Annotated in this window: 25 protein-coding genes; 13 read left to right on the forward strand and 12 right to left on the reverse strand. The window is 75.4% G+C overall.

What is annotated here, in order from left to right; all coding sequences use genetic code 11:
* Positions 1-29 precede the first annotated feature (29 nt).
* A complete protein-coding gene (locus ABEB06_RS07640) occupies positions 30-923 on the forward strand; it encodes a prohibitin family protein (RefSeq protein WP_345696040.1) in 894 nt (297 codons plus the stop codon).
* 85 nt (positions 924-1,008) lie between these two features.
* Positions 1,009-1,389 (forward strand): UBP-type zinc finger domain-containing protein, encoded by a 381-nt coding sequence (locus ABEB06_RS07645; RefSeq protein ID WP_345696041.1) that lies wholly within the window; start codon positions 1,009-1,011, stop codon positions 1,387-1,389.
* A gap of 13 nt (positions 1,390-1,402) precedes the next feature.
* Here the strand turns inward: ABEB06_RS07645 and ABEB06_RS07650 are convergent, their stop codons facing one another.
* Complete coding sequence (locus ABEB06_RS07650; RefSeq protein ID WP_345696042.1) at positions 1,403-2,863, reverse strand: purine-cytosine permease family protein; 1,461 nt, start codon at positions 2,861-2,863, stop codon at positions 1,403-1,405.
* Between the two features lie 167 nt (positions 2,864-3,030).
* On the opposite strand from ABEB06_RS07650, the gene ABEB06_RS07655 reads away from it, so the two are divergent.
* Positions 3,031-3,255, forward strand: a complete 225-nt coding sequence (locus tag ABEB06_RS07655) for a nucleoside triphosphate pyrophosphohydrolase family protein (protein WP_345696043.1) — start codon at positions 3,031-3,033, stop codon at positions 3,253-3,255.
* A 41-nt stretch (positions 3,256-3,296) separates the two neighbouring features.
* On the forward strand, positions 3,297-4,040 hold the full coding sequence (locus ABEB06_RS07660) for an SAM-dependent methyltransferase (RefSeq protein ID WP_345696044.1): 744 nt from the start codon (positions 3,297-3,299) through the stop codon (positions 4,038-4,040).
* A gap of 19 nt (positions 4,041-4,059) precedes the next feature.
* On the opposite strand, the gene ABEB06_RS07665 is transcribed toward ABEB06_RS07660, so the two are convergent.
* Positions 4,060-4,197: a DUF6126 family protein gene (locus ABEB06_RS07665; protein WP_345696045.1), complete on the reverse strand. Its 138-nt coding sequence runs from the start codon at positions 4,195-4,197 to the stop codon at positions 4,060-4,062.
* A 112-nt stretch (positions 4,198-4,309) separates the two neighbouring features.
* Here ABEB06_RS07665 and ABEB06_RS07670 point away from each other — a divergent pair, with 112 nt between their 5' ends.
* Positions 4,310-5,092 (forward strand): SGNH/GDSL hydrolase family protein, encoded by a 783-nt coding sequence (locus tag ABEB06_RS07670; protein ID WP_345696046.1) that lies wholly within the window; start codon positions 4,310-4,312, stop codon positions 5,090-5,092.
* Positions 5,093-5,167: 75 nt separating this feature from the next.
* Here the strand turns inward: ABEB06_RS07670 and ABEB06_RS07675 are convergent, their stop codons facing one another.
* Entirely contained in the window at positions 5,168-5,578 is a 411-nt protein-coding gene (locus ABEB06_RS07675) for an organic hydroperoxide resistance protein (protein ID WP_345696047.1), read from the reverse strand.
* A 119-nt stretch (positions 5,579-5,697) separates the two neighbouring features.
* On the opposite strand from ABEB06_RS07675, the gene ABEB06_RS07680 reads away from it, so the two are divergent.
* The gene (locus ABEB06_RS07680) at positions 5,698-6,156 is read left to right on the forward strand and encodes a MarR family winged helix-turn-helix transcriptional regulator (protein ID WP_345696048.1); all 459 of its coding nucleotides are present in this window, start codon (positions 5,698-5,700) and stop codon (positions 6,154-6,156) included.
* A gap of 9 nt (positions 6,157-6,165) precedes the next feature.
* Here ABEB06_RS07680 and ABEB06_RS07685 read toward each other — a convergent pair whose 3' ends face one another.
* Positions 6,166-6,438, reverse strand: coding sequence for a DUF2630 family protein (locus ABEB06_RS07685; protein WP_345696049.1), 273 nt, complete (start codon positions 6,436-6,438; stop codon positions 6,166-6,168).
* A 184-nt stretch (positions 6,439-6,622) separates the two neighbouring features.
* On the opposite strand from ABEB06_RS07685, the gene ABEB06_RS07690 reads away from it, so the two are divergent.
* The gene (locus ABEB06_RS07690; protein ID WP_345696051.1) at positions 6,623-7,012 is read left to right on the forward strand and encodes an SCO5389 family protein; all 390 of its coding nucleotides are present in this window, start codon (positions 6,623-6,625) and stop codon (positions 7,010-7,012) included.
* 18 nt (positions 7,013-7,030) lie between these two features.
* On the opposite strand, the gene ABEB06_RS07695 is transcribed toward ABEB06_RS07690, so the two are convergent.
* The 3 genes from ABEB06_RS07695 to ABEB06_RS07705 all read right to left on the reverse strand — a co-directional run bounded on the left by ABEB06_RS07695 (position 7,031) and on the right by ABEB06_RS07705 (position 8,746).
* Positions 7,031-7,591: a type 1 glutamine amidotransferase domain-containing protein gene (locus ABEB06_RS07695; protein WP_345696052.1), complete on the reverse strand. Its 561-nt coding sequence runs from the start codon at positions 7,589-7,591 to the stop codon at positions 7,031-7,033.
* Positions 7,588-8,202, reverse strand: coding sequence for a TIGR03086 family metal-binding protein (locus ABEB06_RS07700; protein ID WP_345696053.1), 615 nt, complete (start codon positions 8,200-8,202; stop codon positions 7,588-7,590). Before ABEB06_RS07700 ends, ABEB06_RS07695 begins: the two co-directional genes overlap by 4 nt.
* Positions 8,203-8,281: 79 nt before the next feature.
* Positions 8,282-8,746 carry an NADPH-dependent F420 reductase gene (locus ABEB06_RS07705; protein WP_345696054.1) on the reverse strand — a complete coding sequence of 155 codons (465 nt, stop codon included), beginning with the start codon at positions 8,744-8,746 and terminating at the stop codon, positions 8,282-8,284.
* Positions 8,747-8,793: 47 nt separating this feature from the next.
* Here ABEB06_RS07705 and ABEB06_RS07710 point away from each other — a divergent pair, with 47 nt between their 5' ends.
* Positions 8,794-9,051, forward strand: a complete 258-nt coding sequence (locus ABEB06_RS07710) for a winged helix-turn-helix transcriptional regulator (RefSeq protein ID WP_425559764.1) — start codon at positions 8,794-8,796, stop codon at positions 9,049-9,051.
* Here the strand turns inward: ABEB06_RS07710 and ABEB06_RS07715 are convergent.
* Positions 9,048-9,614 carry a DJ-1/PfpI family protein gene (locus ABEB06_RS07715; RefSeq protein ID WP_345696055.1) on the reverse strand — a complete coding sequence of 189 codons (567 nt, stop codon included), beginning with the start codon at positions 9,612-9,614 and terminating at the stop codon, positions 9,048-9,050. The genes ABEB06_RS07710 and ABEB06_RS07715 overlap by 4 nt on opposite strands.
* Before the next feature lie 205 nt (positions 9,615-9,819).
* Here ABEB06_RS07715 and ABEB06_RS07720 point away from each other — a divergent pair, with 205 nt between their 5' ends.
* Positions 9,820-10,614 (forward strand): tyrosine-protein phosphatase, encoded by a 795-nt coding sequence (locus ABEB06_RS07720; RefSeq protein ID WP_345696056.1) that lies wholly within the window; start codon positions 9,820-9,822, stop codon positions 10,612-10,614.
* Here the strand turns inward: ABEB06_RS07720 and ABEB06_RS07725 are convergent.
* Positions 10,604-11,623, reverse strand: a complete 1,020-nt coding sequence (locus ABEB06_RS07725) for a PHP domain-containing protein (RefSeq protein ID WP_345696057.1) — start codon at positions 11,621-11,623, stop codon at positions 10,604-10,606. The genes ABEB06_RS07720 and ABEB06_RS07725 overlap by 11 nt on opposite strands.
* Before the next feature lie 129 nt (positions 11,624-11,752).
* Here ABEB06_RS07725 and ABEB06_RS07730 point away from each other — a divergent pair, with 129 nt between their 5' ends.
* On the forward strand, positions 11,753-12,688 hold the full coding sequence (locus ABEB06_RS07730) for an AurF N-oxygenase family protein (protein ID WP_345696058.1): 936 nt from the start codon (positions 11,753-11,755) through the stop codon (positions 12,686-12,688).
* Between the two features lie 28 nt (positions 12,689-12,716).
* Here the strand turns inward: ABEB06_RS07730 and ABEB06_RS07735 are convergent, their stop codons facing one another.
* From ABEB06_RS07735 to ABEB06_RS07745, 3 genes are all read right to left on the reverse strand, one after another.
* Complete coding sequence (locus ABEB06_RS07735; protein ID WP_345696059.1) at positions 12,717-13,523, reverse strand: VIT1/CCC1 transporter family protein; 807 nt, start codon at positions 13,521-13,523, stop codon at positions 12,717-12,719.
* Positions 13,524-13,778: 255 nt separating this feature from the next.
* A complete protein-coding gene (locus ABEB06_RS07740; RefSeq protein WP_345696060.1) occupies positions 13,779-14,081 on the reverse strand; it encodes a hypothetical protein in 303 nt (100 codons plus the stop codon).
* A gap of 135 nt (positions 14,082-14,216) precedes the next feature.
* Complete coding sequence (locus tag ABEB06_RS07745; RefSeq protein ID WP_345696061.1) at positions 14,217-17,417, reverse strand: helix-turn-helix transcriptional regulator; 3,201 nt, start codon at positions 17,415-17,417, stop codon at positions 14,217-14,219.
* 66 nt (positions 17,418-17,483) lie between these two features.
* Here ABEB06_RS07745 and ABEB06_RS07750 point away from each other — a divergent pair, with 66 nt between their 5' ends.
* The 3 genes from ABEB06_RS07750 (at position 17,484) to ABEB06_RS07760 (ending at position 19,822) form a co-directional block, all read left to right on the forward strand.
* The gene (locus tag ABEB06_RS07750) at positions 17,484-19,118 is read left to right on the forward strand and encodes an MFS transporter (protein ID WP_425559583.1); all 1,635 of its coding nucleotides are present in this window, start codon (positions 17,484-17,486) and stop codon (positions 19,116-19,118) included.
* Between the two features lie 88 nt (positions 19,119-19,206).
* A complete protein-coding gene (locus ABEB06_RS07755) occupies positions 19,207-19,575 on the forward strand; it encodes a hypothetical protein (protein WP_345696063.1) in 369 nt (122 codons plus the stop codon).
* Positions 19,568-19,822, forward strand: a complete 255-nt coding sequence (locus ABEB06_RS07760) for a hypothetical protein (protein ID WP_345696064.1) — start codon at positions 19,568-19,570, stop codon at positions 19,820-19,822. The genes ABEB06_RS07755 and ABEB06_RS07760 overlap by 8 nt, the downstream gene beginning before the upstream one ends.
* Positions 19,823-19,841: the final 19 nt, after the last annotated feature.

Genomic DNA, 19,841 nt, shown 5'->3' on the forward strand with positions numbered 1-19,841 from the left:
CCGGGCACCACCGTCCGGGGGGACGCACCGTGTTCTACTTCTCCGTCCTGCTCCTGATCGCCGCCGTCACGCTGCTCGTGCTGAAGCGGCGCTCGATCGTCGACTTCCGCTTCGCCACCCTCACCGGCCTGCTCGTCGGCGGCGTGGGGCTGCTGTTCGCGCTGGGCTCCTTCAGCTACGTCGTCGAACCCTACGAAGTGGGGGTCCCCACCACGCTCGGCTCGGTGGGCGACACCTGGCAGCCCGGCCTGCACCTCAAGTCGCCGCTGACGGAGGTCACGACCTTCTCCACCCGGCCCTCGGACCTCAACCTCACCGGGGACGACACCGTGGAGGTACGGTCCTCCGAGGGCGGAGTGCTCTACGTCGACCTCACCGTGAAGTGGGCGATCGACCCCGACCGCACCCTCGCGCTGTACAAGCTCTCCGGCAGCGCGGCCAACGTCCAGCAGCGCCTCGTCCTCCCGGACACCCGGGAGATCGTCCGCAACGTCTTCGCCAAGCACACCAGCGTCGAGGGCTACGCCTCGCAGCGCGAGGCGATCAGCACGGAGATGGAGAAGCTGATCACCGACCGGCTGTCCCCCCGGGGGATCGTCGTCAACAGCGTCAACCTGCGCAACGTCAAGCCGAGCGAGGTCCTGCAGAAGGCGATCGACCAGAAGATCCAGCAGGACCAGGCGACCCAGCAGGCCGAGGCGGCGGTGCTGACCGCCAAGGCGGAGGCGGAGAAGCGCCGGATCGAGGCGGAGAGCACCGCGGCGGCCAACACCACGATCGCCAACTCGCTCACCGACCGGATCCTGCAGAGCCAGTGCTACGAGGCCTTCCGGGCCGCCGCCGAGAAGAACCCGGTCTACGCGAGCCCGTGCGGCTCGGGCCAGGGCGGCGCACCGGTGATCGTGGACGGCTCCAAGCGCTGACCGCACCGGCGCCGGTCCGCACGCCCCCGCGGCCGCCTCGCCCGACCCTCCGGCCCCGCCTAGCATGCGAACCGGAGGTGGTCCCATGTCCCAGGACACCGATGGCAGCGGCGGCGACGCCGTCCCCGGCATCGACCCGGACGTCCCGCCGAGCGGCGACGGCTGCGCCGAGTGCCTGTCCGGCGAGGGCGCGGGCTGGTGGTTCCACCTGCGCCGGTGTGCGGCGTGCGGCCACGTCGGCTGCTGCGACTCCTCGCCGTCCCGGCACGCGACCACGCACGCCCGGACCGCCGGCCACCCCTTCCTCGCCAGTTTCGAGCCGGGCGAGGACTGGCTGTGGAACGTCGAGACCGAGCAGTACTACCGGGGTCCGGCGCTGCACCCGCCGCTCGCCCACCCGGTCGACCAGCCCGCCCCGGGCCCGCGCGACCGCGTCCCCACCGACTGGCGGCAGCACCTGCACTGAGTGCCGCGCCGGCTCAGCCGACCCGCTGCGCCTCCGCCGCGGCGGGCACCGGCTCGGGCCCGGCCAGCCCCCGGGTGCGCCGCGACAGCCCGACGTACAGCAGGGCGGCCACCCCGCCCGCCAGCAGGAAGCTGACGTCGATCCCGCCGGTGGCGGCCAGCAGCGGCCCCCGGTACACGGGCGTGTCGATCCCCAGCAGTCCGACGGCGCTGCCGACGGCCCAGGCGGTGGTCGCGGGCACGTTCCAGCCGGACCGGTACCAGTACACGCCGCCGCGGGTGCCGCGGTTGTACACCTGCAGCGAGCTGCGGTCGTAGTCGCCGCGGCACCGCCGGTGGCCGATCAGGGTGATCACCGCCCACGGCGTGCCGATCGCGGTCAGCACCAGGACGAAGGAGGTCACCGCGTCCTGCGCGCTCCACACGAAGTGCCCCAGGAACACCAGGGCGACAACGACCGCGGCCACCACGTTGGTGGCCTGCCGCCGGCCGGCCCGCGGCAGGACGGCGTCCAGGTCCAGGCCCATGCTGTAGAGCATCAGGCCGGTGTTGCCGGCGCTGCCCAGCAGCCCGTTCAGCAGCAGCGGCAGCAGGAACCAGACCGGCGCCCCGGCGATCAGTCCGCCCACGTAGTCGTCGCCGGCGCCGGTCGCCACCGCGGTGAAGGTGCCGAACAGCTGGGGGATCAGCAGCCCCAGGAACAGCCCGCCCGCCGTCGACCACAGCACCCGCCGCCCGGAGTGGCGCACCGGCGAGACGTACCGGGTGTAGTCGCCCAGCAGCGTGATGAAGGCGATCGGCCCGCTCAGCCCGGCGGCGACCACGGACAGCAGCCAGGTCGGCCAGAAGCCGCCCAGCAGGTAGTCGCCGTGCGCGCCCGCGTCGAAGTGCGGCGCGAAGGCCGGCAGCCCGGCGAGCAGCAGCCCGCCCATGGCCCACATCAGGATCCGTTCCAGCTTCAGCAGCAGCCGGTAGCCGAACACCGCCGCCGTGGCGCTCAGCCCGGCCAGCGCCGCGTACGTGACCACGCACGCGGCGCCGCCGGTCGGCAGCCCCAGCATCCGGTTCAGCGCGCCGACCACCACGTCGCCGCCGACCCACAGGGCCAGCGCGGTGTAGCCGAGTGACAGCAGCAGGCCGACCACGGAGCCGATCAGGCGGCCCCGGACGCCGAAGAACGCGCCGGAGCTGGTCGACAGGTTGGTCGCGGTCCGCAGCGACACCAGGGCCAGCGGCGCGGTCAGCGCGATGCCCAGCACCGTCCCGATCAGCACCGAGCCGGCCGCCGCCCAGAACGACAGCCCGAAGGACACCGGCAGCCAGCCGAAGACGACCACGCCGAAGGCCAGGTTGGAGCCGACCAGGATCGACAGCACGTCCCTCGGCGAGCTGGTGCGCTCGGCCTCCGGAATGGTGTCGACGCCGTGCTGTTCGACCAGTGCGTGGCCTGCGGACGGGGCGTTCTGCTGCGACATGCTCTTCCCGGTGCTCGGCCGGCGGGTCGGGGGAGGGTGCCGCCGGTCCGTCCATGGTCACCAAGCGCCGCCGCCCCGGGCCAGACCCGATCCTCCACGAATCGGGACCAAAGGCCCGATCCGCCCTGTACGGTCGCACCAGATCCGTGACGACCCCGGGGAGAGCCGTGGACGAGGACGTCCGGCAGGCGGTGACCGGCGCGCTGGGGGCCGGCCCCCGCAAGGGGCGGTCGCCCACCTGGGACGACGTCTCGGCCGAGCTCTGCGACGTGATCGTCTCGGCGGTGGTGGCGCCGGCCCGGATCGACCCGGCCCAGGCCGTGCGCTTCCGCACCCACCTCGACGCGGTCACCCAGCGGTCCCGCGCCGAGCAGTCCGGCGCCGAGCGTTAATCCGGTTGCCGTGAGGCCGACTTGGGTCGAGACTGCGCGGCATGTCACTGCGCTTCCACGAGATCGCCGAGTCCTCGCACCGCATCCTCAACCCGTTCTCCGAGGCCAAGCTGGCCCTGCTCGGCGAGCTCTGCCGGCTGCGGCCCGGCGCCCGGATCCTCGACCTGGCCTGCGGCAAGGGCGAGCTGCTCGCCTCCTGGTCGGCCCGCTGGGGCACCCGCGGCACCGGCGTCGACCTGAGCGAGGTGTTCCTGGCGGCGGCCCGCGAGCGCGCCGCCGAGCTGCGGGTCGCCGACCGGATCGAGTTCGTGCGGGGGGACGCGGCGGCGTACGGGGCCGAGCCGGGCGGCTTCGACCTGGTCAGCTGCCTCGGCGCGACCTGGATCGGCGACGGCCTGGTCGGCACCCTGGAGCTGATGAAGCCCGCGCTCGCCCCGGACGGGCTGCTGCTGGTCGGCGAGCCGTTCCTGCACGCCGAGCCCCCGGCGGAGGCGTACGCCGACTTCGGTGCCACGCCCGAGACTTTCACCACGCTGCCGGGCCTGCTGCCGCGCTTCGAGGAGGCGGGCTGCGAGCTGCTGGAGATGGTGCTGGCGGACGCGGACAGCTGGGACCGCTACGAGGCCGCGCAGTGGCGCACCCTGAGCGACTGGCTGCGCGCCAACCCGGACGACCCGGACACCCCGGCGCTGCGCCGCTACGTCGCCGAACGCCGCCACGGCCACCTCGCCTACCGCCGCCCGTACTTGGGCTGGGGCGTCTTCGTCCTGCGCCCCACCGGCTGAGCTCCCCCGGGCCCGCGGACTACTTGCCGCGGCCGCCGAGCGCGAACAGCAGGATGACGAAGCCGGCGAAGAGGTGCGTCCCGGCGATGTAGATCGTCGCCCGGACCATCATCGCCCTGCGCCGGGTCTTCTCCTCGGTCACCGCATCCGTGGTCATGCCCCTCAGCGTACGGCCCGGCCCCGCGCGGCCGGGCCGTGGCGCAGATCACCCACCGCGACCGGCCACCTACGGTGGCGTAGGTCACTTCAGACAGTGAAGTATCTCCTGCATGGCTGACTACCAGGAGACCCTTGACTTCAGCTCGTACGCCGCCCTCGGGGACAGCTTCACCGAGGGGCTCAACGACCCGGGCCCGGACGGGGCGTTCGCCGGCTGGGCCGACCGGCTGGCGGGGATGCTGGCCGCGCGGCGCCCGGACGGCGACTTCCGCTACGCGAACCTGGCGGTCCGCGGCCGACTGCTGGACCAGATCGCGACCGAGCAGGTCCCGCAGATCCGCCGGATCCAGCCCGACCTGGTCACCCTCTGCGCGGGCGGCAACGACATCCTGCGTCCGGGCAGCGACCCGGACCTGACCGCCGAGCGCTTCGAGGCGGCCGTCGTCGAACTGCGCGAGCACACCGGCACCCTGCTGATCTGCACCGGCTTCGACACCAAGGACGTGCCGGTGCTGCGCCACCTGCGCGGCAAGATCGCCACCTACAACGCGCACCTGCGGGCGATCGCCGACCGCAACGGCTGCCAGGTGGCCGACCTGTGGTCGCTGCGCTCGGTGCACGACCGCCGCGCCTGGAGCGACGACCGGCTGCACCTGTCCCCCGAGGGCCACCAGCGGGTCGCCCTGCTGGCCGCCCGCTCGCTCGGCCTGCCGGTCGCGGCCGACCCGGAGGCCCCGTGGCCGGCCCGCCCGGAGCCGACCGCCGCGGAGCAGCGCCGCGAGAACCTGCAGTGGGCCCGCACCTACCTGCTGCCGTGGGTCGGCCGCCGGCTGCGCGGCGAGTCCTCCGGTGACCACGTCGAGGCCAAGCGCCCGGAGCTGCTCCCGCTCTGACCGCCGACGCACGGACGCGAGCGGGCCGACCACCCCCACGTGGTTCGGCCCGCTCGCGCGTTCTCCGGTCCCCGACTATTCGACGATCAGCTCGACCGGGATGTTCCCGCGGGTGGCCTTGGAGTACGGGCAGACCTCGTGCGCCTGCTTCACCAGCAGCCGGCCGGTCTCGCCGTCCAGCTCGTCCGGCAGCTCGACCCGCAGCACGACGGCCAGGCCGAAGCCGGTCGCGTCCTTGCCGATGGCCACCTCGGCGGTCACCGAGATGTCGCCGGTGTCCACCCGGGCCTGCCGGCCGACCAGGCCCAGCGCACTGGCGAAGCAGGCGGCGTAGCCGGCCGCGAACAGCTGCTCCGGGTTGGTGCCCTGGCCGTTGCCGCCGAGCGCGGGCGGCATCGCCAGCGCCAGGTCGAGCTGACGGTCGGAGCTGACGGTGCGGCCCTCGCGTCCGTTGGCGGTGGCCACGGCGGTGTACAGCGCGTCCATGCGAGCAATCCCTTCTTCGCCTCGGCGGCCACGGGGCCGCCCTACGCCCACAAGTAGAGCACGCAATTCAATTGCGCACAACTCAATGGTTCGCACGGCGGCCCGATACCCTGGGAGGCATGACCACGCTCCCCGAGGTGCCGGACGAGGACCTGCTGCGCCTGGACCTGCAGATCTGCTTCTCGCTGAACGCCGCCTCGCGGGCCTTCGGCGGCGTCTACCGCACGGTCCTCAAGGACCTCGGCCTGACCTACCCGCAGTACCTGGTGATGCTGGTGCTCTGGGAGCACGGCACGCTCCCGGTCAAGCAGATCGGCGAGTACCTGCGCCTGGACTCCGGCACCCTCTCCCCGCTGCTCAAGCGCCTGGAGGCGGCCGACCTGGTCCGCCGCGAGCGCAGCCCCGAGGACGAGCGCTCGGTCACCGTCACCCCCACCGAGGCCGGCACCGCACTGCGCGCCGAGGCGCTGCAGGTCCCGCGCCGCATCATGGCCGCCACCGGCCTGCCGCTCGAGGACGTCCGCGCCCTGCGCACCCTGCTCGACCGGGTCACCGCCGCGCTCGACGCGGCGGTCTGACGGGCCCGCTCAGGACTCGTACCGCTCCACTTCCGCCACGCTGCGCACCGACGCCCGGTCCGGGTCCTCGCCGGCCTCGACCCGCGCCCGCCGCTGTCGCAGCAGGTCCCAGCACTGGTCGAGCTGCTCCTCGATGCCCTTCAGCTCGCGCTGCTCGGTCTCCGGGTCGATCCGGCCCTCCGCCAGCGCGGCGCGCAGCCTGCGCTCCTCGTCGACCATCTCGCCGATCCGCTCCAGAATCCGGCGGTCGGCACCTGCTGCGGTCCTGCCCTGATCATCCACGGCGCACCTCCCCTTCCACTCTAGGAACCGCCCCGGCCCGGCGCGAGCGGCGGCACGCCCGCACCCCACCCGGACGGCCGACACCCGCTTGACATCCCGTCAGGCCGACGGGGAGCATCGCGGACACCACCACAAGTGGAAACGACTTTCATTATCATGAAGCCGACCAGGAAGGCCGCGCCCCATGTCCCTCGACGTCTCCCCCACGCTGCTCGCCAAGGCCGAACTCGACCACGTCGCCGACGCCGAGTTCGTCGACGCCGTCCGCACCTCACTGCCGTACGCCTACCGCCTGATCGGCGACCTCACCACCGAACTCGGCACCACCGGGGCAGAGTTCGCCGACAACACGCTCGCCCCGAGCGAACCCGAGCGGGCCCAGCTGCTGCGCGCCCTGGCCAGTGACGCGATCCGCGGCGCCCTGGAGCGGCACTTCTCCGTCAAGCTGGCCTTCCAGAACTGCCACCGGGTGGCCGTCTTCCGTCCGGGCGCCGAAACCACCGCCACCTACCGGAAGTTCACCTCCGTGCGCGCCCAGCTCCTCAACCAGAGCCCCGAACTCCGCGACTGCTGACCCGCGCCGCCCGCGGCCTCAGGCCCCGGCCCGGGCGAAGCGGCTGACGAAGGTGTCGCAGAACTGCGGCAGGTCGGCCGGCTTCCGGCTGGACACCAGCGTGTTCGGCCCGTCCGTGCAGACGTGCACCGGCTCGTCGACCCAGGTGGCGCCCGCGTTCTCCAGGTCGGTGCGGATCGAGGGCCACGAGGTCATGGTCCGGCCGCGCACCGCGCCCGCCTCGACCAGCGTCCATCCGCCGTGGCAGATCACCGCGACCGGCCGGCCGAGGCCGACGAACTCCCGGACGAAGTCGACCGCCTCGGGCGCCGTCCGCAGGCGGTCGGGGTTGGCCACCCCGCCGGGCAGCACCAGCCCGTCGTACCCGGCGGGTTCGGCCTCGGCGACCACGGTGTCCACGGCGAAGGTGTCCGCCCGGTCGAGGCCCCGGAAGGCCTGCACCCGCCCGGGCCGGGTGGACAGCAGCCGGGGCGTGCCGCCGGCCTCCAGCACCGCCTGCCAGCTCGCCGTCAGCTCGACCTGCTCGACCCCGGCCGGCGCCGTCAGGAACGCCACCGTCCGGCCCCGCAGCGTGATCACCGGTCCGAGCCGAACGGGTCCGTCGCGTCCCGGCCGACCAGCCCCAGCAGCCGGGTCTGCACGTCGGCCCCGACCGGCACGCTGACGGGCGGCGCGAACAGGCCCGACGCTACCAGCGCGTCGGCGTACGGCGTGACCTCGGCGAGCGCGAACTCCGCCGCGTCCGCGGCCATCCGCGCGTCCGCGCCGAGCCCGACGGCCAGGTCCCAGCCGTGCACCACCGCGTCGACCGTCATCTCCCGGCAGTACCCCTCGGCCGGCCGGTCCCCGTACGAGAGGTGGACCGTCCGGCCGAGCGCGCCGGGCTCCGCGAACGCGGCCAGCGCCGCCGCCGCGGCCGCCCGCCAGGCCGCCGCCGGGTCGTCGCCCAGTACGTCACCGTCGTACCGGTCGCCGACCTCGGCCACCGACGACCCGGCGAGCATCGCGGGCACCCACAGCTGCTCGACCGTCACGTGGTTCACCAGGTCCCGTACCGTCCAGTCGCTGCACGGCGTCGGGTCCTCCCACTGCCCCGCGCCGGCCTCCTCGACCAGCCGGCCGAACCGCTCCAGCGCTCCGGCGTGCAGCCGCAGCAGCTCCTGCTCGTCCTCACTGCTTCCTCGTGCCATGGCTCCACGCTTCCCCCCATCCCCGGCCGCGGCAACCGCCACCCCCCGGACGGCCCAAGGACCCGCACCGACCGGGTGCCTACCGGCGGGCCGGACCGGTGGCGTACGCCAGCGGCGGGGCGATCGCCTGCGCGTCAGCCCCCTCCCCCGCCCACAGCCCGATGAACAGCGCGGCGGTCGCCTCCAGCAGCCCCGCCCGGTCGAGGCCCCCGCCGGCCACCGGCTCGCACCCCGCGTCGCGCACCAGCCCGCGCACCCGGGCCAGGGCCGCCGCGTCGTCCCCGCACACCGGCACCGCCAGCGGCCGCCCGCCGAACACCGGCGGGCGCATCCGCCACACGTCCTCGTGGCAGAGGTTGAACGCCTTGACCACGTGCGCCTCCGGCGCCGCCGCGGCGAGCAGCCGGGCCGCCGACGGCCCACCCTCCGTCAGCAGCCGGAACCCCGGCCCGACCGGGTTGGAGCAGTCGACCAGCACCGTGCCCGCCGGCTCCGCGCGCAGCCCCCGCACCACGTCCGCCCCCGCCGCGAAGGGCAGCACCACCTCGGCGCCCCCGGCGCCCGGTCGAGCTGCGGGAGCGGATCGGCAAGATCAGCTCCAAGGTCCTCACCGAGACGCTGCGGCGGCTGCGGTCCAACGGCCTGGTGGAACGCTGGGAGGCCCCGGACGGGCCGTCACACGTCGAGTACCGCCTCACCGACCTGGGCCGCACCCTGCCGGCGCCGATCGGGGCCGTCGGCGCCGGGGGCTTCGAGCACGGCGACGAGGTGACGGCGGCCCAGGACGCGGCGGAGGCGGGGGACGCCGGACCCGCCGTCCCCCGCCTCCGCCCCGCAGCCGGCTCCTAGTCGATCGGCGCCTTCTCGCGCAGCACCTCGATGAACGCGCGCATCCAGCCCGGGTGGTCCGGCCAGGCCCGGGCCGAGACCAGCAGCCCGTCGACCACGGCGTCGCCGTCGGCGAAGACCGCGCCGCCCGCCTCGACGTCCGGCTCCAGCGCCGGGTACGCGGAGGTGGTGCGGCCGGACAGGGTGCCGCCGCGCAGGGTGATCAGCGGGCCGTGGCAGATCTGCGCGACCGGCTTGTCCGCCTCGAAGAAGTGCCGGACGATCCGCTGCACCTCGGGGTCGTTGCGCAGGTACTCGGGGGCGCGGCCGCCGGGCAGCACCAGCGCCGCGTACTGCGCGGGGTCCACCTCGGCGAAGGCCAGGTCGGCGGGCCAGGTGTAGCCGGGCTTCTCGGTGTAGGTGTCGAAGCCCTCGACGAAGTCGTGGACCACGAACTGCAGCCGCTTGCGGCTGGGCGCCGCGATCTCGACCCGGTAGCCCTCCTCGACGAGGCGCTGGTACGGGTAGAAGACCTCCAGCGACTCGGCCGCGTCGCCGGTGACGATCAGAATCCGTGCTGCCATACCGGTGGTTCCGTCCCTTCGTCCGCCCGATGCTCCCCGGCACCGCGAGGGGAGCCGCGTGCCACCCTGCCGCCTGACGACCCGTCGGGCAATAGGGCGCGCGGGGCCCCCGGGGAGAGCGCGCCCCGAGCGGACGCGCTCCACGGGCGCCGGGCCCGGGCCGCGCCTAGCGTTCCGGTAGGGTCCGTCGCCGCCGGAGGTCGTCATGCAGTACGCACACATCGTGGAGTCCGCCACCGTCGCCAACCTCCGGGACCTGGGCGGCATCGACCTCCCGGGCGGCGCCCGGGTCACGCCCGGGATCGCCTTCCGCTCCGGCCAGCTGGACCGCTTCGACGCGTCCGGCGACCCGCTGTTCACCGCGCTGGGCATCCGGACGGTGATCGACCTGCGCACCGAGGCGGAGCGCGCCGCCCGCCCGGACCGGGTGCCCGGCGGGGCGCACCTGCTGGTCGCGGACGTGCTGGCGGACGCCTCCGGCAGTGGCGCGACCGCCGCGCTCGCCTCGGCGATGGCCGACCCGGGCACGGCGAACCTGCTGCTCGGCAACGGGGGCGCCGAACGCGCCCTGGTCGAGGACTACCGGGCCTTCGTCACCAGCCCGTCCGCCCGCCAGGCGTACAAGCAGCTGATCACCGCGCTGGCGCACCGCGGCGGCGGACCGGTGCTGTTCCACTGCACCGCGGGCAAGGACCGCACCGGCTGGGGCGCGGCGCTGGTGCTGCTGCTGCTCGGCGCGGACGTGCAGACCGTCCAGGCCGAGTACCTGGCGGTGAACCCGGCGGTGCGGGCGGAGTTCGCACCGCTCATCGACGCGTTCGTGGCGGCGGGCGGCGACCCGGAGGTCGCCGAGGCGGTCTTCTCGGTCCGCCCGGCCTACCTGGCGGCGGCGATCGAGACGATGACCGAGTACTGGGGCGACGTCGAGAGCTACGCCCGCGCCGGGCTGGGCCTCAAGGACGAGACCCTCGACAGCCTCCGCGAGCGCCTCACGGCCTGACCGTCCCCGGGGAGCCCGGCCGGCGGTCCAGCAGGGTCTCCGCCTCCCAGGTGGTGATCACCCGGTCCGCGCCGATCCCGGCCCGCGCCGCCCGGACGCAGCCGTCGTCCTGCCAGCTCAGCTGTCCGGGCGCGTGGGCGTCGGTGTCGATCGAGAACAGGCAGCCCGCCTCCACCGCCAGGGCGAGCAGCGGTTCGGGCGGGTCCTGCCGGTCCGGCCGGCAGTTGATCTCCACCGCGGTCCCGGCCTCCGCGCAGGCCGCGAAGACCCGCTCCGCGTCGAACGCCGACTCCGGCCGCGGCCTGTCTCCCAGCCGCCGGCCGGTGCAGTGGCCCAGCACGTCCACCAGCGGGTTGCGGACCGCCGCGAGCATCCGCCGGGTCATCGCCGCGCGGTCCATCCGCAGCTTGGAGTGGACCGAGGCCACCACCACGTCCAGGCGGGCCAGCAGGTCCTCCTCCTGGTCCAGCGAGCCGTCGTCGAGGATGTCGCACTCGATCCCGGTCAGCAGCCGGAACGGCGCCAGGTCCGCGTTCAGCGCCTCGACCACCTCCAGTTGCTCGCGCAGGCGCTCCGCGCTCAGGCCGTTGGCCACCGTCAGCCGTGGCGAGTGGTCGGTCAGCACCGCCCACCCGTGTCCCAGCTCGCGGGCCGTGCGGGCCATCAGCGCGATCGGGCTCGCGCCGTCCGACCAGTCCGAGTGCAGGTGGCAGTCGCCGCGCAGCGCGGCGTGGAGCTCCCCCGCCGCGCCGGTCGGCGGCTCGACCACGGCCCGCGCCGCGACCTCCGTCAGGTACGCGGGCACCCGGCCGGCCGACGCCTCGGCGATCACCTGGGCGGTGACCTTGCCGATGCCGGGCAGGCGGGCGGCGCGGGCGGCGTCGACCGGCCCGTCGGGCAGGCGGGCGGCCGCGCCGGCGGCGGTGCGGAAGGCCTTCACCCGGTACGGGGAGGCCTGTTCGCGTTCCAGCAGGAAGGCGATCCGTTCGAGCGCGGTGACCGGGTCCATGCGGCCAGTCTCGCCGCGGTCGGCCGGGCGCGCGCTGCGGGCGAATCACGCCCGGAGCCTTGTTGACAAGCGGTCTAATTGCTTTACTCCTCCTGGAGCCCTCACCCCCGCGCCCTCCGGAGCAGCCGCATGCCGCAGCCCACCGCCCCCACCACGGCCGCCGCCGACCGCCTGGCCGACCGCCTGGCCGACCGCGAGCAGAACGCCACCCGCCTGCTGCGCGCCTCCGCCAAGCACTCCTACGACCCGCTGACCGAGATCGACTGGGACGCGCCCGTCGACCCCGACCAGTTCGCGATCGCCCCGCACCGGCTCTCCCTCTACGGCACGCCGCTCTGGGAGCGCCTGACGCCCCGGCAGCAGGCGCGGTTCAGCGTCCACCAGTTCGCCAGCACCACCTCGGCCGGCATCTGGTTCGAGCTGGTCCTGATGGAGGGCCTGATCCGGCACGTCTACGCTGGAGACCTGACCACCCGGCACGCCCAGTACGCGCTCACCGAGGTCGCCGACGAGTGCCGGCACTCCACCATGTTCGCCCGGTACATCAGCGCCACCGGCTACCCGTCCGCCCGGCCCACCCGCCGCGCCGACCGGCTCGGCAAACTGCACTTCCTGGTCAACGACACCACGATGACCTTCGCCGGGGCGATATTCGTCGAGGAGTTCACCGACGCGATGCAGCGCGAGATGATCCGCGACGAGAGCCTGCAGCCGCTCGCCCGCTCCGTCGCCCGGATCCACGTGATCGAGGAGGCCCGGCACATCGGCTACGCCAAGCCCGAGTTCGAACGCCGCTGGGCCGCGATGGGCGCCCCGCGCCGCGCGCTGTTCCGCCGCGCCCTCGCCGTCCTCGCCAACCAGGCCGTTCTGGAGATCGTCCACCCCCGGGTGTACGCCCTGGCCGGCCTCGACCCGCGCGAGGCACAGCGCGTCGCCGCCGCCAACCCGCACTGGCGCGAGGCCCGCGTCGACTGGGCCCGCAAGGCCGTCGAGTTCTTCACCGAACTCGGCGTCATCGACCACACCGTCGAGAGGATGTGGCGGCGCGCCTGTCTGCTGCGCTGACGCCGACCCGCCGCGGGGCCGCACGCCGTCACATCACCGCCGTGCCCGCCACCTCGCCGACCCCGTACGTCACCGCCGAGGCCATCGCCACGATCAGCAGCTGCCGCACCGCCGCCCACACCGCGCCCCGGCCCGAGCCGTACCCCAGGCTCGCGCCCACCGCCAGCGAGGCCGCCGCCGTCAGCCCGGCGGACCAGGCCACCGCCGTACCCCCCTCGGTGAAGAACCACGGCAGCAACGGCACCAGCGCTCCCACCGCGAACAGCAGCAGCGAACTGACCGCCGCCACCACCGGCGACCCCGCGTCGCTCGCACTCACCCCGTACAGGATCCGCAGACTCGTCTCACGCGCCGTCCGCCGGTGCTGGACGACGCCCCGGGTGGCCTTCGCCGCCGTCGCGGCGTCCAGCCCGCGCTCGCGCATCCGGCGCGCCAAGTGCGTCATCACCACCGGCGGCGAACGGTGCCACGCCCGGTGCAGCGCGTCCTCCATGCCGTGCGCCACCTCCCACTGGCTGCGCACCGACACCCACTCGCCGGCCGCCATCGACAGCGCCCCCGCCACCAGGCTCGCCACGCCCGACAGCCGCACCGTGCCCGCGTCCACCGAGGCGCCCGCCACGCCCAGGATCAGGCACAGGTTGGTCACCAGCCCGTCGTTCACCCCGAGCACCGCCGCGCGGATCCCGCCGCCCGCGACCCGGCCCGCCGTCCGGCCGATCGCCGTCAGCTCCTCCTCGGCGAGTGCGTCGTCCTCCGCGCTGCGCCCCGCCGGATCCCACTCGGGCGCCCACACCGCCCAGTCCGGCCCCGCCGCCGGATCACCCGTGTCCATGCCGACCCACGCTAGCGCCGCGCCGCCCCGCGCCCCGGCAGCACGCACCCGGCCGACCGGGTGACGGTCCGTCACCCCGCTCCGGGGCACCGACGGACGGGAGGGGCCCACACCACCTCGCCGCCCGTCGGCCCGTCTCCCCGTACCGTCCGACGGCCGCACCGCGCGTTCCCCGCCCCGCCCGCCCGGCGGAGAGCGCGGGCAGAGGCGGGGACGGCACGGCCACCGGACGGCGATCCCCCGTGGGGAAGCCCGTCAGCCGACCGCACCGGCCGACAGGCGGCTCAACCTCGCCAGGCGCACCAGCGCCACCGAACGCCCCGCGGCCCGCCGCCGGGCCGGCCGCACCCGCGCCACCTCCCCGGACGCCACGACCGGACGCCCCCCGCACCGCGGTGCGGGCACCAGGTGGCGCAAGGTCGCGCCCGCCTCCCCCGCGTCCACGAAGTGCTCCCGCGCGTACCGCCGGAACCGCTCCCGCCGTCCCGCCGCCCCCGGCAGCCCGTACGGCACGGTCTCCGCGGCCTCGGGCATCCCGGACAGCACTCGTAGTCTCATCGGCGAACCTCCGCTCGTCGCACGGGCTGGCGTGCCCACCAGCAAACCCGCCGACGCCCCCATGATCAATCCGTACCGCTACCCATCCCCGCCCCCGAACACTGGGTACCGGCGCTCCGGGTCCGGGGCCTGCCCTCAGCCGTCCGCGGGGTGGCGGGCGAGCGCGTCGCGGAGGTCGCGGCGGCCGACGCCGAGCTTGCGCAGGACGTTGGCGACGTGGTGCTCGACGGTGCGCGGCGAGAGGAAGAGCGCCTGGGCGACGTCCTGGTTGCTGGCGCCCTGGGCGACCAGTTCGGCGACCTGGCGTTCGCGGGGCGACAGCCCTTCGCCGTAGCCGCGCCGCCCGGGCGAGGCGGTCCGGCCGAGGCCGAGGTCGCGCCGGGCGTGCCGGCACCGCGCCGCGTCGGAGGCCGCGCCGAGCGCGGTGTACGCGTCCTCGACGTCCACCAGCCGGTCCGCCGCCGCGGCGGGGTCGGTGATCGCGAGCGCCCGTGCCACGCGCTCCTCGGCCCGGGTCGCCTCGTACGGCCGCCCGATCCCGCGCCACCGGTCCCGCGCCTCCCGGAACGCCTCCAGCGCCGCCGCCCCTCGCAGCCCTGCCGCCCGCCCGGCACGGCCGCCCGGCTCCCGGCCGACGTCCTCCGACCCCACCGCACGCCCGTCCCCGGACCCACCCGTCACCCCGTCAGGCAGCGCCGCCGCAGCCTCCCGCTCCGCCGCAGGCGCGCCCGTTGCCCCGTCACCGGACCGCCCGGCAGCGCCGACGTCCTCCGACCCCACCGCACGCCCGTCCCCGGACCCACCCGTCGCCCCGTCAGGCAGCGCCGCCGCAGGCCCACCCATCGCCCCGTCGGCGGCGGGCGCACCGGCCGGCCCCGTGCCCGCCCCGTCCCCGGGGGCGTCAGCCGCCTCGCCGCCCGCCTCCAGGAGCAGCCCGCGGGCGAGCGCCAGCGCGGCGAACGCCGCGGGCGCGTCGACGCCGGCCAGCCCGGTCGCGGCGTCCGCGACGAGCCGCTCGGCGCCGCTGAGGTCGCCGACGGCGAGCAGCGCCTCCACCGCGACCGGCAGCAGTTCCCCGGAGCGGGCCCAGGCGGCGGCGTCCCGCAGGGCCCGCACCGCCGGCGCGACGACCTCGGCGGCCCGCTCCGCGTCGCCCTCGGCGAGGCGCAGGGCGGCGAGCCCGGCGGCGGCGCGCAGTGCGGTGGTGACCTGCGACTCCCGCTCGCCGTACTCGGCGGCGGCCGCGTACTCCTCCTGGGCGAGGGCGAGCCGGCCGCGCGCCGCGGCGAGCCGCCCGAGCAGCAGGGCCCGCTCGGATCCGGCGAGCGCCAGGTCGGGGAACTCGGCGCCGAGCGCGGCGAACCGGTCCTCGATGCCGTCCCACCGGCCGGCCAGCCCGTCGAGCCGGAGCAGCACGATCCGGCTGTAGCACTCGAGGTAGGGGATGGCGGCGAGCCGGGCGAGCCGCCGGCTCTCGGCGAGCAGCAGGCCGGACCGCGCGTCGTGGCCGAGGTCGACGGCGATGTCGCCGACGTTGTACAGGGCCCGGGTGGTCTGCCGGACGATCTCGGGGTTGTCGGAGGTGCGGGGCAGCGGTTCGAGTTCCGCCCAGACCGCCGGGTCGCCCTCCCGGGCGAGGATGGTCAGCCGGGTGGCGAGGACGGCCGCGGCGACCTCGGGTTCGGGGCTGTCGGCGAGCAGGGCGTTCGCCCGGTCGAGCAGCCCGCGGGCGCGCGCGCCGCCGCCGTCGCGCTCGTTCATGGCGAGCGCGACGAGGGCCCGCGCGGCCCGGGCGGGCCGGTCCGCCAGCAGCTCCTCGGCGGCCCGTTCGATCTCGGCGAAGCCGGCCCGGTCGCCGCCGTGCACCGCGACCTGCATGCCGAGGCTGAACCGGATCTCGCCGCGGTCGGCGGTGGACAGCCGGGGGTCGGCGATGATGCTGCCCAGGATCCGCGCGCTCTCCCGCAGGTCGACGCCGTTGGCGGCGATCCGGGCGAGCGCGAGGGCGGCCCGTCCGCGCTGCTCGGCGTCGAGGTCGGGTTCGGCCAGCAGCCGGCGCAGCAGCGCGCCGGCGCTGCCGGTGTCGCCGAGCGCGACCGCCTGGTCGGCGGCGGCCTCGGCGACCACCTGCCAGGCCCGCCGGTCGCCGAGGGCCTGGGTGTGGTGGGCGATCTGGACGAGCGGTCGCGGCTCGCGCGTCTCCAGGGCGCGGACGGCCCGACGGTGCAGCGCGGCGCGCTGCGGGCCGGGGATCCTGCGGTACGCGACCTGCTGGGCGAGGGCGTGCCGGAAGGCGTACCGCGAGGGGGCGGCCTCGTGCAGGGCGGCGACCCGCAGCGCCTCGATCAGGCCTTCGGCCGCGGCGGCGCCGTCGAGTCCGGCGACGGCGGCGACCAGTTCCTCGTCGGCGGGGACGCCGAGCACCGCGACGGCCTCGACCACCGCGCCGGCGGTCGGGGAGAGCGCGGCGAGCCGTTCGGTGACGGCGTCGTGCAGGCCGCGGGGCACTTCGGAGTGCTCCAGGTCCGAGGCCAGGTCGGCGGCGTCGGTGAGTCCGGGGCGGCCCTCCTCGCAGAGGGTGATCAGGTCCTCCTCGGCGACCAGCGGCAGGCCTTCGCTGCGGTCGAAGAGCACCCGGGCGAGCGCGGCGGTGGCCCGGGGGCCGAGGGCTGCGCGGGCGAGTTCGTGCACCTCGGACTCGGCGAGCGGCGCGGGCCGGATCAGCGCGCCGCCGATGCCGGGCGGCCGCCGGTAGGCGGCGCCGAGCACGGGGGTGTCGGGCGGCAGGTCCTCGCCGCGGTAGGTGAGGACGAGGGCCAGGCCGGGCGGCAGGTCGCGGGCGAGCAGCAGGAGCAGTTCGCGGGTGGCGTCGTCGACCCAGTGGACGTCCTCGACGACCAGCACCGCTTCGCCGATGGCGCCGAGCACGGCGCGTACGGCCTGCACCAGCCGGTGGCGGTCGTTCGGGGCGGCGCCGGCGACGGGCGGCGGCGGGGGCAGCCGGTCGGCGAGGTCGGGCAGCAGCGGTGCCAGCGCCCCGGCGCTGGGCGGGATCCGGTCGGCGGGGGGCAGCAGCGGGCCGATGGCGCGCAGCGCGTCCACCACCGGGCCGAACGGCAGCGGTTCGCGCAGCGGGTGGCAGTAGCCGGTGAGCACCGGGCGGCCCCGGACGGCGGCGGCGGCCTCGGCGACCAGCCGGGACTTGCCGATCCCGGCCTCGCCCTCGACCAGCACCACGGCGGGCGGGCCGACCATCGCCTCGACCAGCCGGTCCAGCTCCCGCTGGCGCCCGACGAAGCCGAAACCGGCGCCCTGCGCGCCGTCCGGGCTCACCACCGGTCGGTCCGTCCGGCCGGGCGGCCGGTGACGTCACGGCTGCTGATGTCGGGGTGCGGTGCGGCCATGGATCAATTCTGCCGTCCCCGGCCGCCGCGGCTCGCCCGGGGTCCGGCACCGCCGCTGGCATTCGGCGCGCCGCGGGCGGACGATCGGGGGGTGGACGCGACGGTGGACGCGGGCAGGGCCGGCGGCATCCGGCTGGGGACGGCGCCCGGCCGGTGGGTGGTGCTGGCCACCGTGCTCGGCTCGGGCATGGCGATGCTGGACGGGACGGTGGTGAACGTCGCCCTGCCCCGGATCGGCGAGGACCTCGGCGCCTCGCTCGCCGACCTGCAGTGGACGGTCAACGCCTACCTGCTGACCCTGGCGGCGCTGATCCTGCTCGGCGGTTCGCTCGGCGACCGGTACGGGCGGCGCCGGGTGTTCCTGATCGGGGTGTGCTGGTTCGCCGTCGCGTCGGCGGCCTGCGCGGCCGCGCCCTCCGTCGGGGTACTGGTGGCGGCGCGGGCGCTGCAGGGCATCGGCGGGGCACTGCTGACGCCGGGTTCGCTGGCGATGCTGCAGGCCGTGTTCCACCCGGACGACCGGGCCGGCGCGGTGGGCGCCTGGTCGGGGCTGGGCGGGGTGGCGGCGGCGGTCGGGCCGTTCCTCGGCGGCTGGCTGGTCGACGGACCGGGGTGGCGGTGGATCTTCCTGCTGAACGTGCCGCTCGCCGCCGTGGTCGTCGCGGTCACCGCCCGGCACGTCCCGGAGACCCGCGACCCCGAGGCGTCGGGCCGCTTCGACGTCCCGGGCGCCGTGCTCGCCGCCCTCGCCCTCGCCGGGGTGACGTACACCCTCACCGAACCGGACAGTGCCCTCGCCCCGGTGACCGGCGCGGCGGGTGTGCTCTGCGCGGTGGCGTTCGTCCTGGTCGAGCGCCGCTCGGCCGACCCGATGCTGCCGCTGGAGCTGTTCCGCTCCCGCCTGTTCACCGCGATCAACCTGGTGACGCTGTGCGTGTACGCGGCGTTCAGCGGGATCTTCCTGCTGCTGACCGTGCAGCTGCAGATCGTCTCCGGCTTCAGCCCGCTCACCGCGGGCGTCGCGCTGGTGCCGATCACCGTGCTGATGCTGGCGTTCTCCAGCCGCGCCGGGAAACTCGGCCGGGCGGTCGGCCCGCGGCTGCCGCTCACCCTCGGTCCGATGATCTGCGCGGTGGGCGTGCTGCTGATGCTGCGGATCGGCCCGACCGCCTCGTACTGGACGGACGTGCTGCCCGCCGTGGTCGTGCTGGGCTGCGGCATGACGCTGCTGGTCGCCCCGCTCACCGCCACCGTGCTCGCCGCCGTCGAGGTCCGGCACGCCGGCATCGCCAGCGGCGTCAACAACGCCGCGGCCCGTGCCGCCGGCCTGCTCGCCGTGGCGGCCCTCCCGGCCCTGGCCGGCCTCACCGGCGACGCCTACCGCGTCCCGGCCGAGGTCGACGACGCCTTCCGCACCGCGATGCTCATCTGCGCCGCCCTGCTCGCCGGCGGCGGCCTGATCGCCGTCGCCACCGTCCACGGCAACGTCCTCGACCACACCGAGCCCCTCGCCGAACCCGACTGCGACTGGCACGCGGCCCCCACCACCCCGCCCCTGGACCCGGGCCACGAATGCCCCACCTGCCACCCCGCTCCCGAGGAGCAGCCCGGCCGACAGCACGGCACCCGGTAGTCCATCGCGCGTACCCGGACCAGTGACGGATGTTGGCGGTAGGGTCGGACCGCTGCCAGTCCGGGGCAGGGGAGAAGGGACCGTGGTGATGGCAGGAAACGCACAGGACTCAGTGGTCGACACCGCCGGGCGCGTCCACTTCGCCCAAGTGACGACCGTGGAGGAACTCCAGTCCGCGGTGGCCGCCGTCGCCCCGCAGAGACTCGCCGAGCTCGCCGCCGACGAGCACCGCGCCGTCAGCAAGTCGCTCAAGGAGTCGAGCATCGGCCCGCTCCAGGCCTTCATGCTGCACTGGCGCATGATCCTGGTCATCGAGCAGGATCCCGAGCTGTCCCGCCGCTACCGTGCGTACGAGCACACCATGCGCTTCAACGACGACGAGGCCACCCGCCGCACGGCCGTGCTCGGCATGGCCCAGATCGTTCGGACCGCCGGCGACCAGGTCCGCAATGGCTGACTGGGCCTGGGACTTCGGGCCCGAGTCCCTGCTGGACGGCCTCACGCAGGACCGCCGCGAACTCGCCCGCAAGGCAGCCGCGGAGATCGCACTCGTCTGCTCCCTCGAACACCCTGAAGGCCGCGACTGGCAGGGCGGAGCCATGCCGCTGCGCACCGACCACTTCGACGGCATGCTCATCACGTCGATCGCCGACGTGCGCGGCGAACAGATCCTGGTCGTTCAGATCATCGACACCACGGGCTAGCCCGGATACGGAAAGGGGC

It is taken from the genome of Kitasatospora terrestris, from assembly GCF_039542905.1.
Lineage (GTDB): Bacteria > Actinomycetota > Actinomycetes > Streptomycetales > Streptomycetaceae > Kitasatospora > Kitasatospora terrestris.

Bases quoted from the DNA above. Each gene is read 5' to 3' on its own strand.
- ABEB06_RS07645 (WP_345696041.1), top strand. From the start codon at position 1,009: ATGTCCCAGGACACCGATGGCAGCGGCGGCGACGCCGTCCCCGGCATC.
- ABEB06_RS07650 (WP_345696042.1), bottom strand. From the start codon at position 2,863: ATGTCGCAGCAGAACGCCCCGTCCGCAGGCCACGCACTGGTCGAACAG.
- ABEB06_RS07660 (WP_345696044.1), top strand. From the start codon at position 3,297: ATGTCACTGCGCTTCCACGAGATCGCCGAGTCCTCGCACCGCATCCTC.
- ABEB06_RS07665 (WP_345696045.1), bottom strand. From the start codon at position 4,197: ATGACCACGGATGCGGTGACCGAGGAGAAGACCCGGCGCAGGGCGATG.
- ABEB06_RS07670 (WP_345696046.1), top strand. From the start codon at position 4,310: ATGGCTGACTACCAGGAGACCCTTGACTTCAGCTCGTACGCCGCCCTC.
- ABEB06_RS07675 (WP_345696047.1), bottom strand. From the start codon at position 5,578: ATGGACGCGCTGTACACCGCCGTGGCCACCGCCAACGGACGCGAGGGC.
- ABEB06_RS07680 (WP_345696048.1), top strand. From the start codon at position 5,698: ATGACCACGCTCCCCGAGGTGCCGGACGAGGACCTGCTGCGCCTGGAC.
- ABEB06_RS07690 (WP_345696051.1), top strand. From the start codon at position 6,623: ATGTCCCTCGACGTCTCCCCCACGCTGCTCGCCAAGGCCGAACTCGAC.
- ABEB06_RS07700 (WP_345696053.1), bottom strand. From the start codon at position 8,202: ATGGCACGAGGAAGCAGTGAGGACGAGCAGGAGCTGCTGCGGCTGCAC.
- ABEB06_RS07715 (WP_345696055.1), bottom strand. From the start codon at position 9,614: ATGGCAGCACGGATTCTGATCGTCACCGGCGACGCGGCCGAGTCGCTG.
- ABEB06_RS07720 (WP_345696056.1), top strand. From the start codon at position 9,820: ATGCAGTACGCACACATCGTGGAGTCCGCCACCGTCGCCAACCTCCGG.
- ABEB06_RS07725 (WP_345696057.1), bottom strand. From the start codon at position 11,623: ATGGACCCGGTCACCGCGCTCGAACGGATCGCCTTCCTGCTGGAACGC.
- ABEB06_RS07730 (WP_345696058.1), top strand. From the start codon at position 11,753: ATGCCGCAGCCCACCGCCCCCACCACGGCCGCCGCCGACCGCCTGGCC.
- ABEB06_RS07735 (WP_345696059.1), bottom strand. From the start codon at position 13,523: ATGGACACGGGTGATCCGGCGGCGGGGCCGGACTGGGCGGTGTGGGCG.
- ABEB06_RS07740 (WP_345696060.1), bottom strand. From the start codon at position 14,081: ATGAGACTACGAGTGCTGTCCGGGATGCCCGAGGCCGCGGAGACCGTG.
- ABEB06_RS07750 (WP_425559583.1), top strand. From the start codon at position 17,484: ATGGATCAATTCTGCCGTCCCCGGCCGCCGCGGCTCGCCCGGGGTCCG.
- ABEB06_RS07755 (WP_345696063.1), top strand. From the start codon at position 19,207: ATGGCAGGAAACGCACAGGACTCAGTGGTCGACACCGCCGGGCGCGTC.
- ABEB06_RS07760 (WP_345696064.1), top strand. From the start codon at position 19,568: ATGGCTGACTGGGCCTGGGACTTCGGGCCCGAGTCCCTGCTGGACGGC.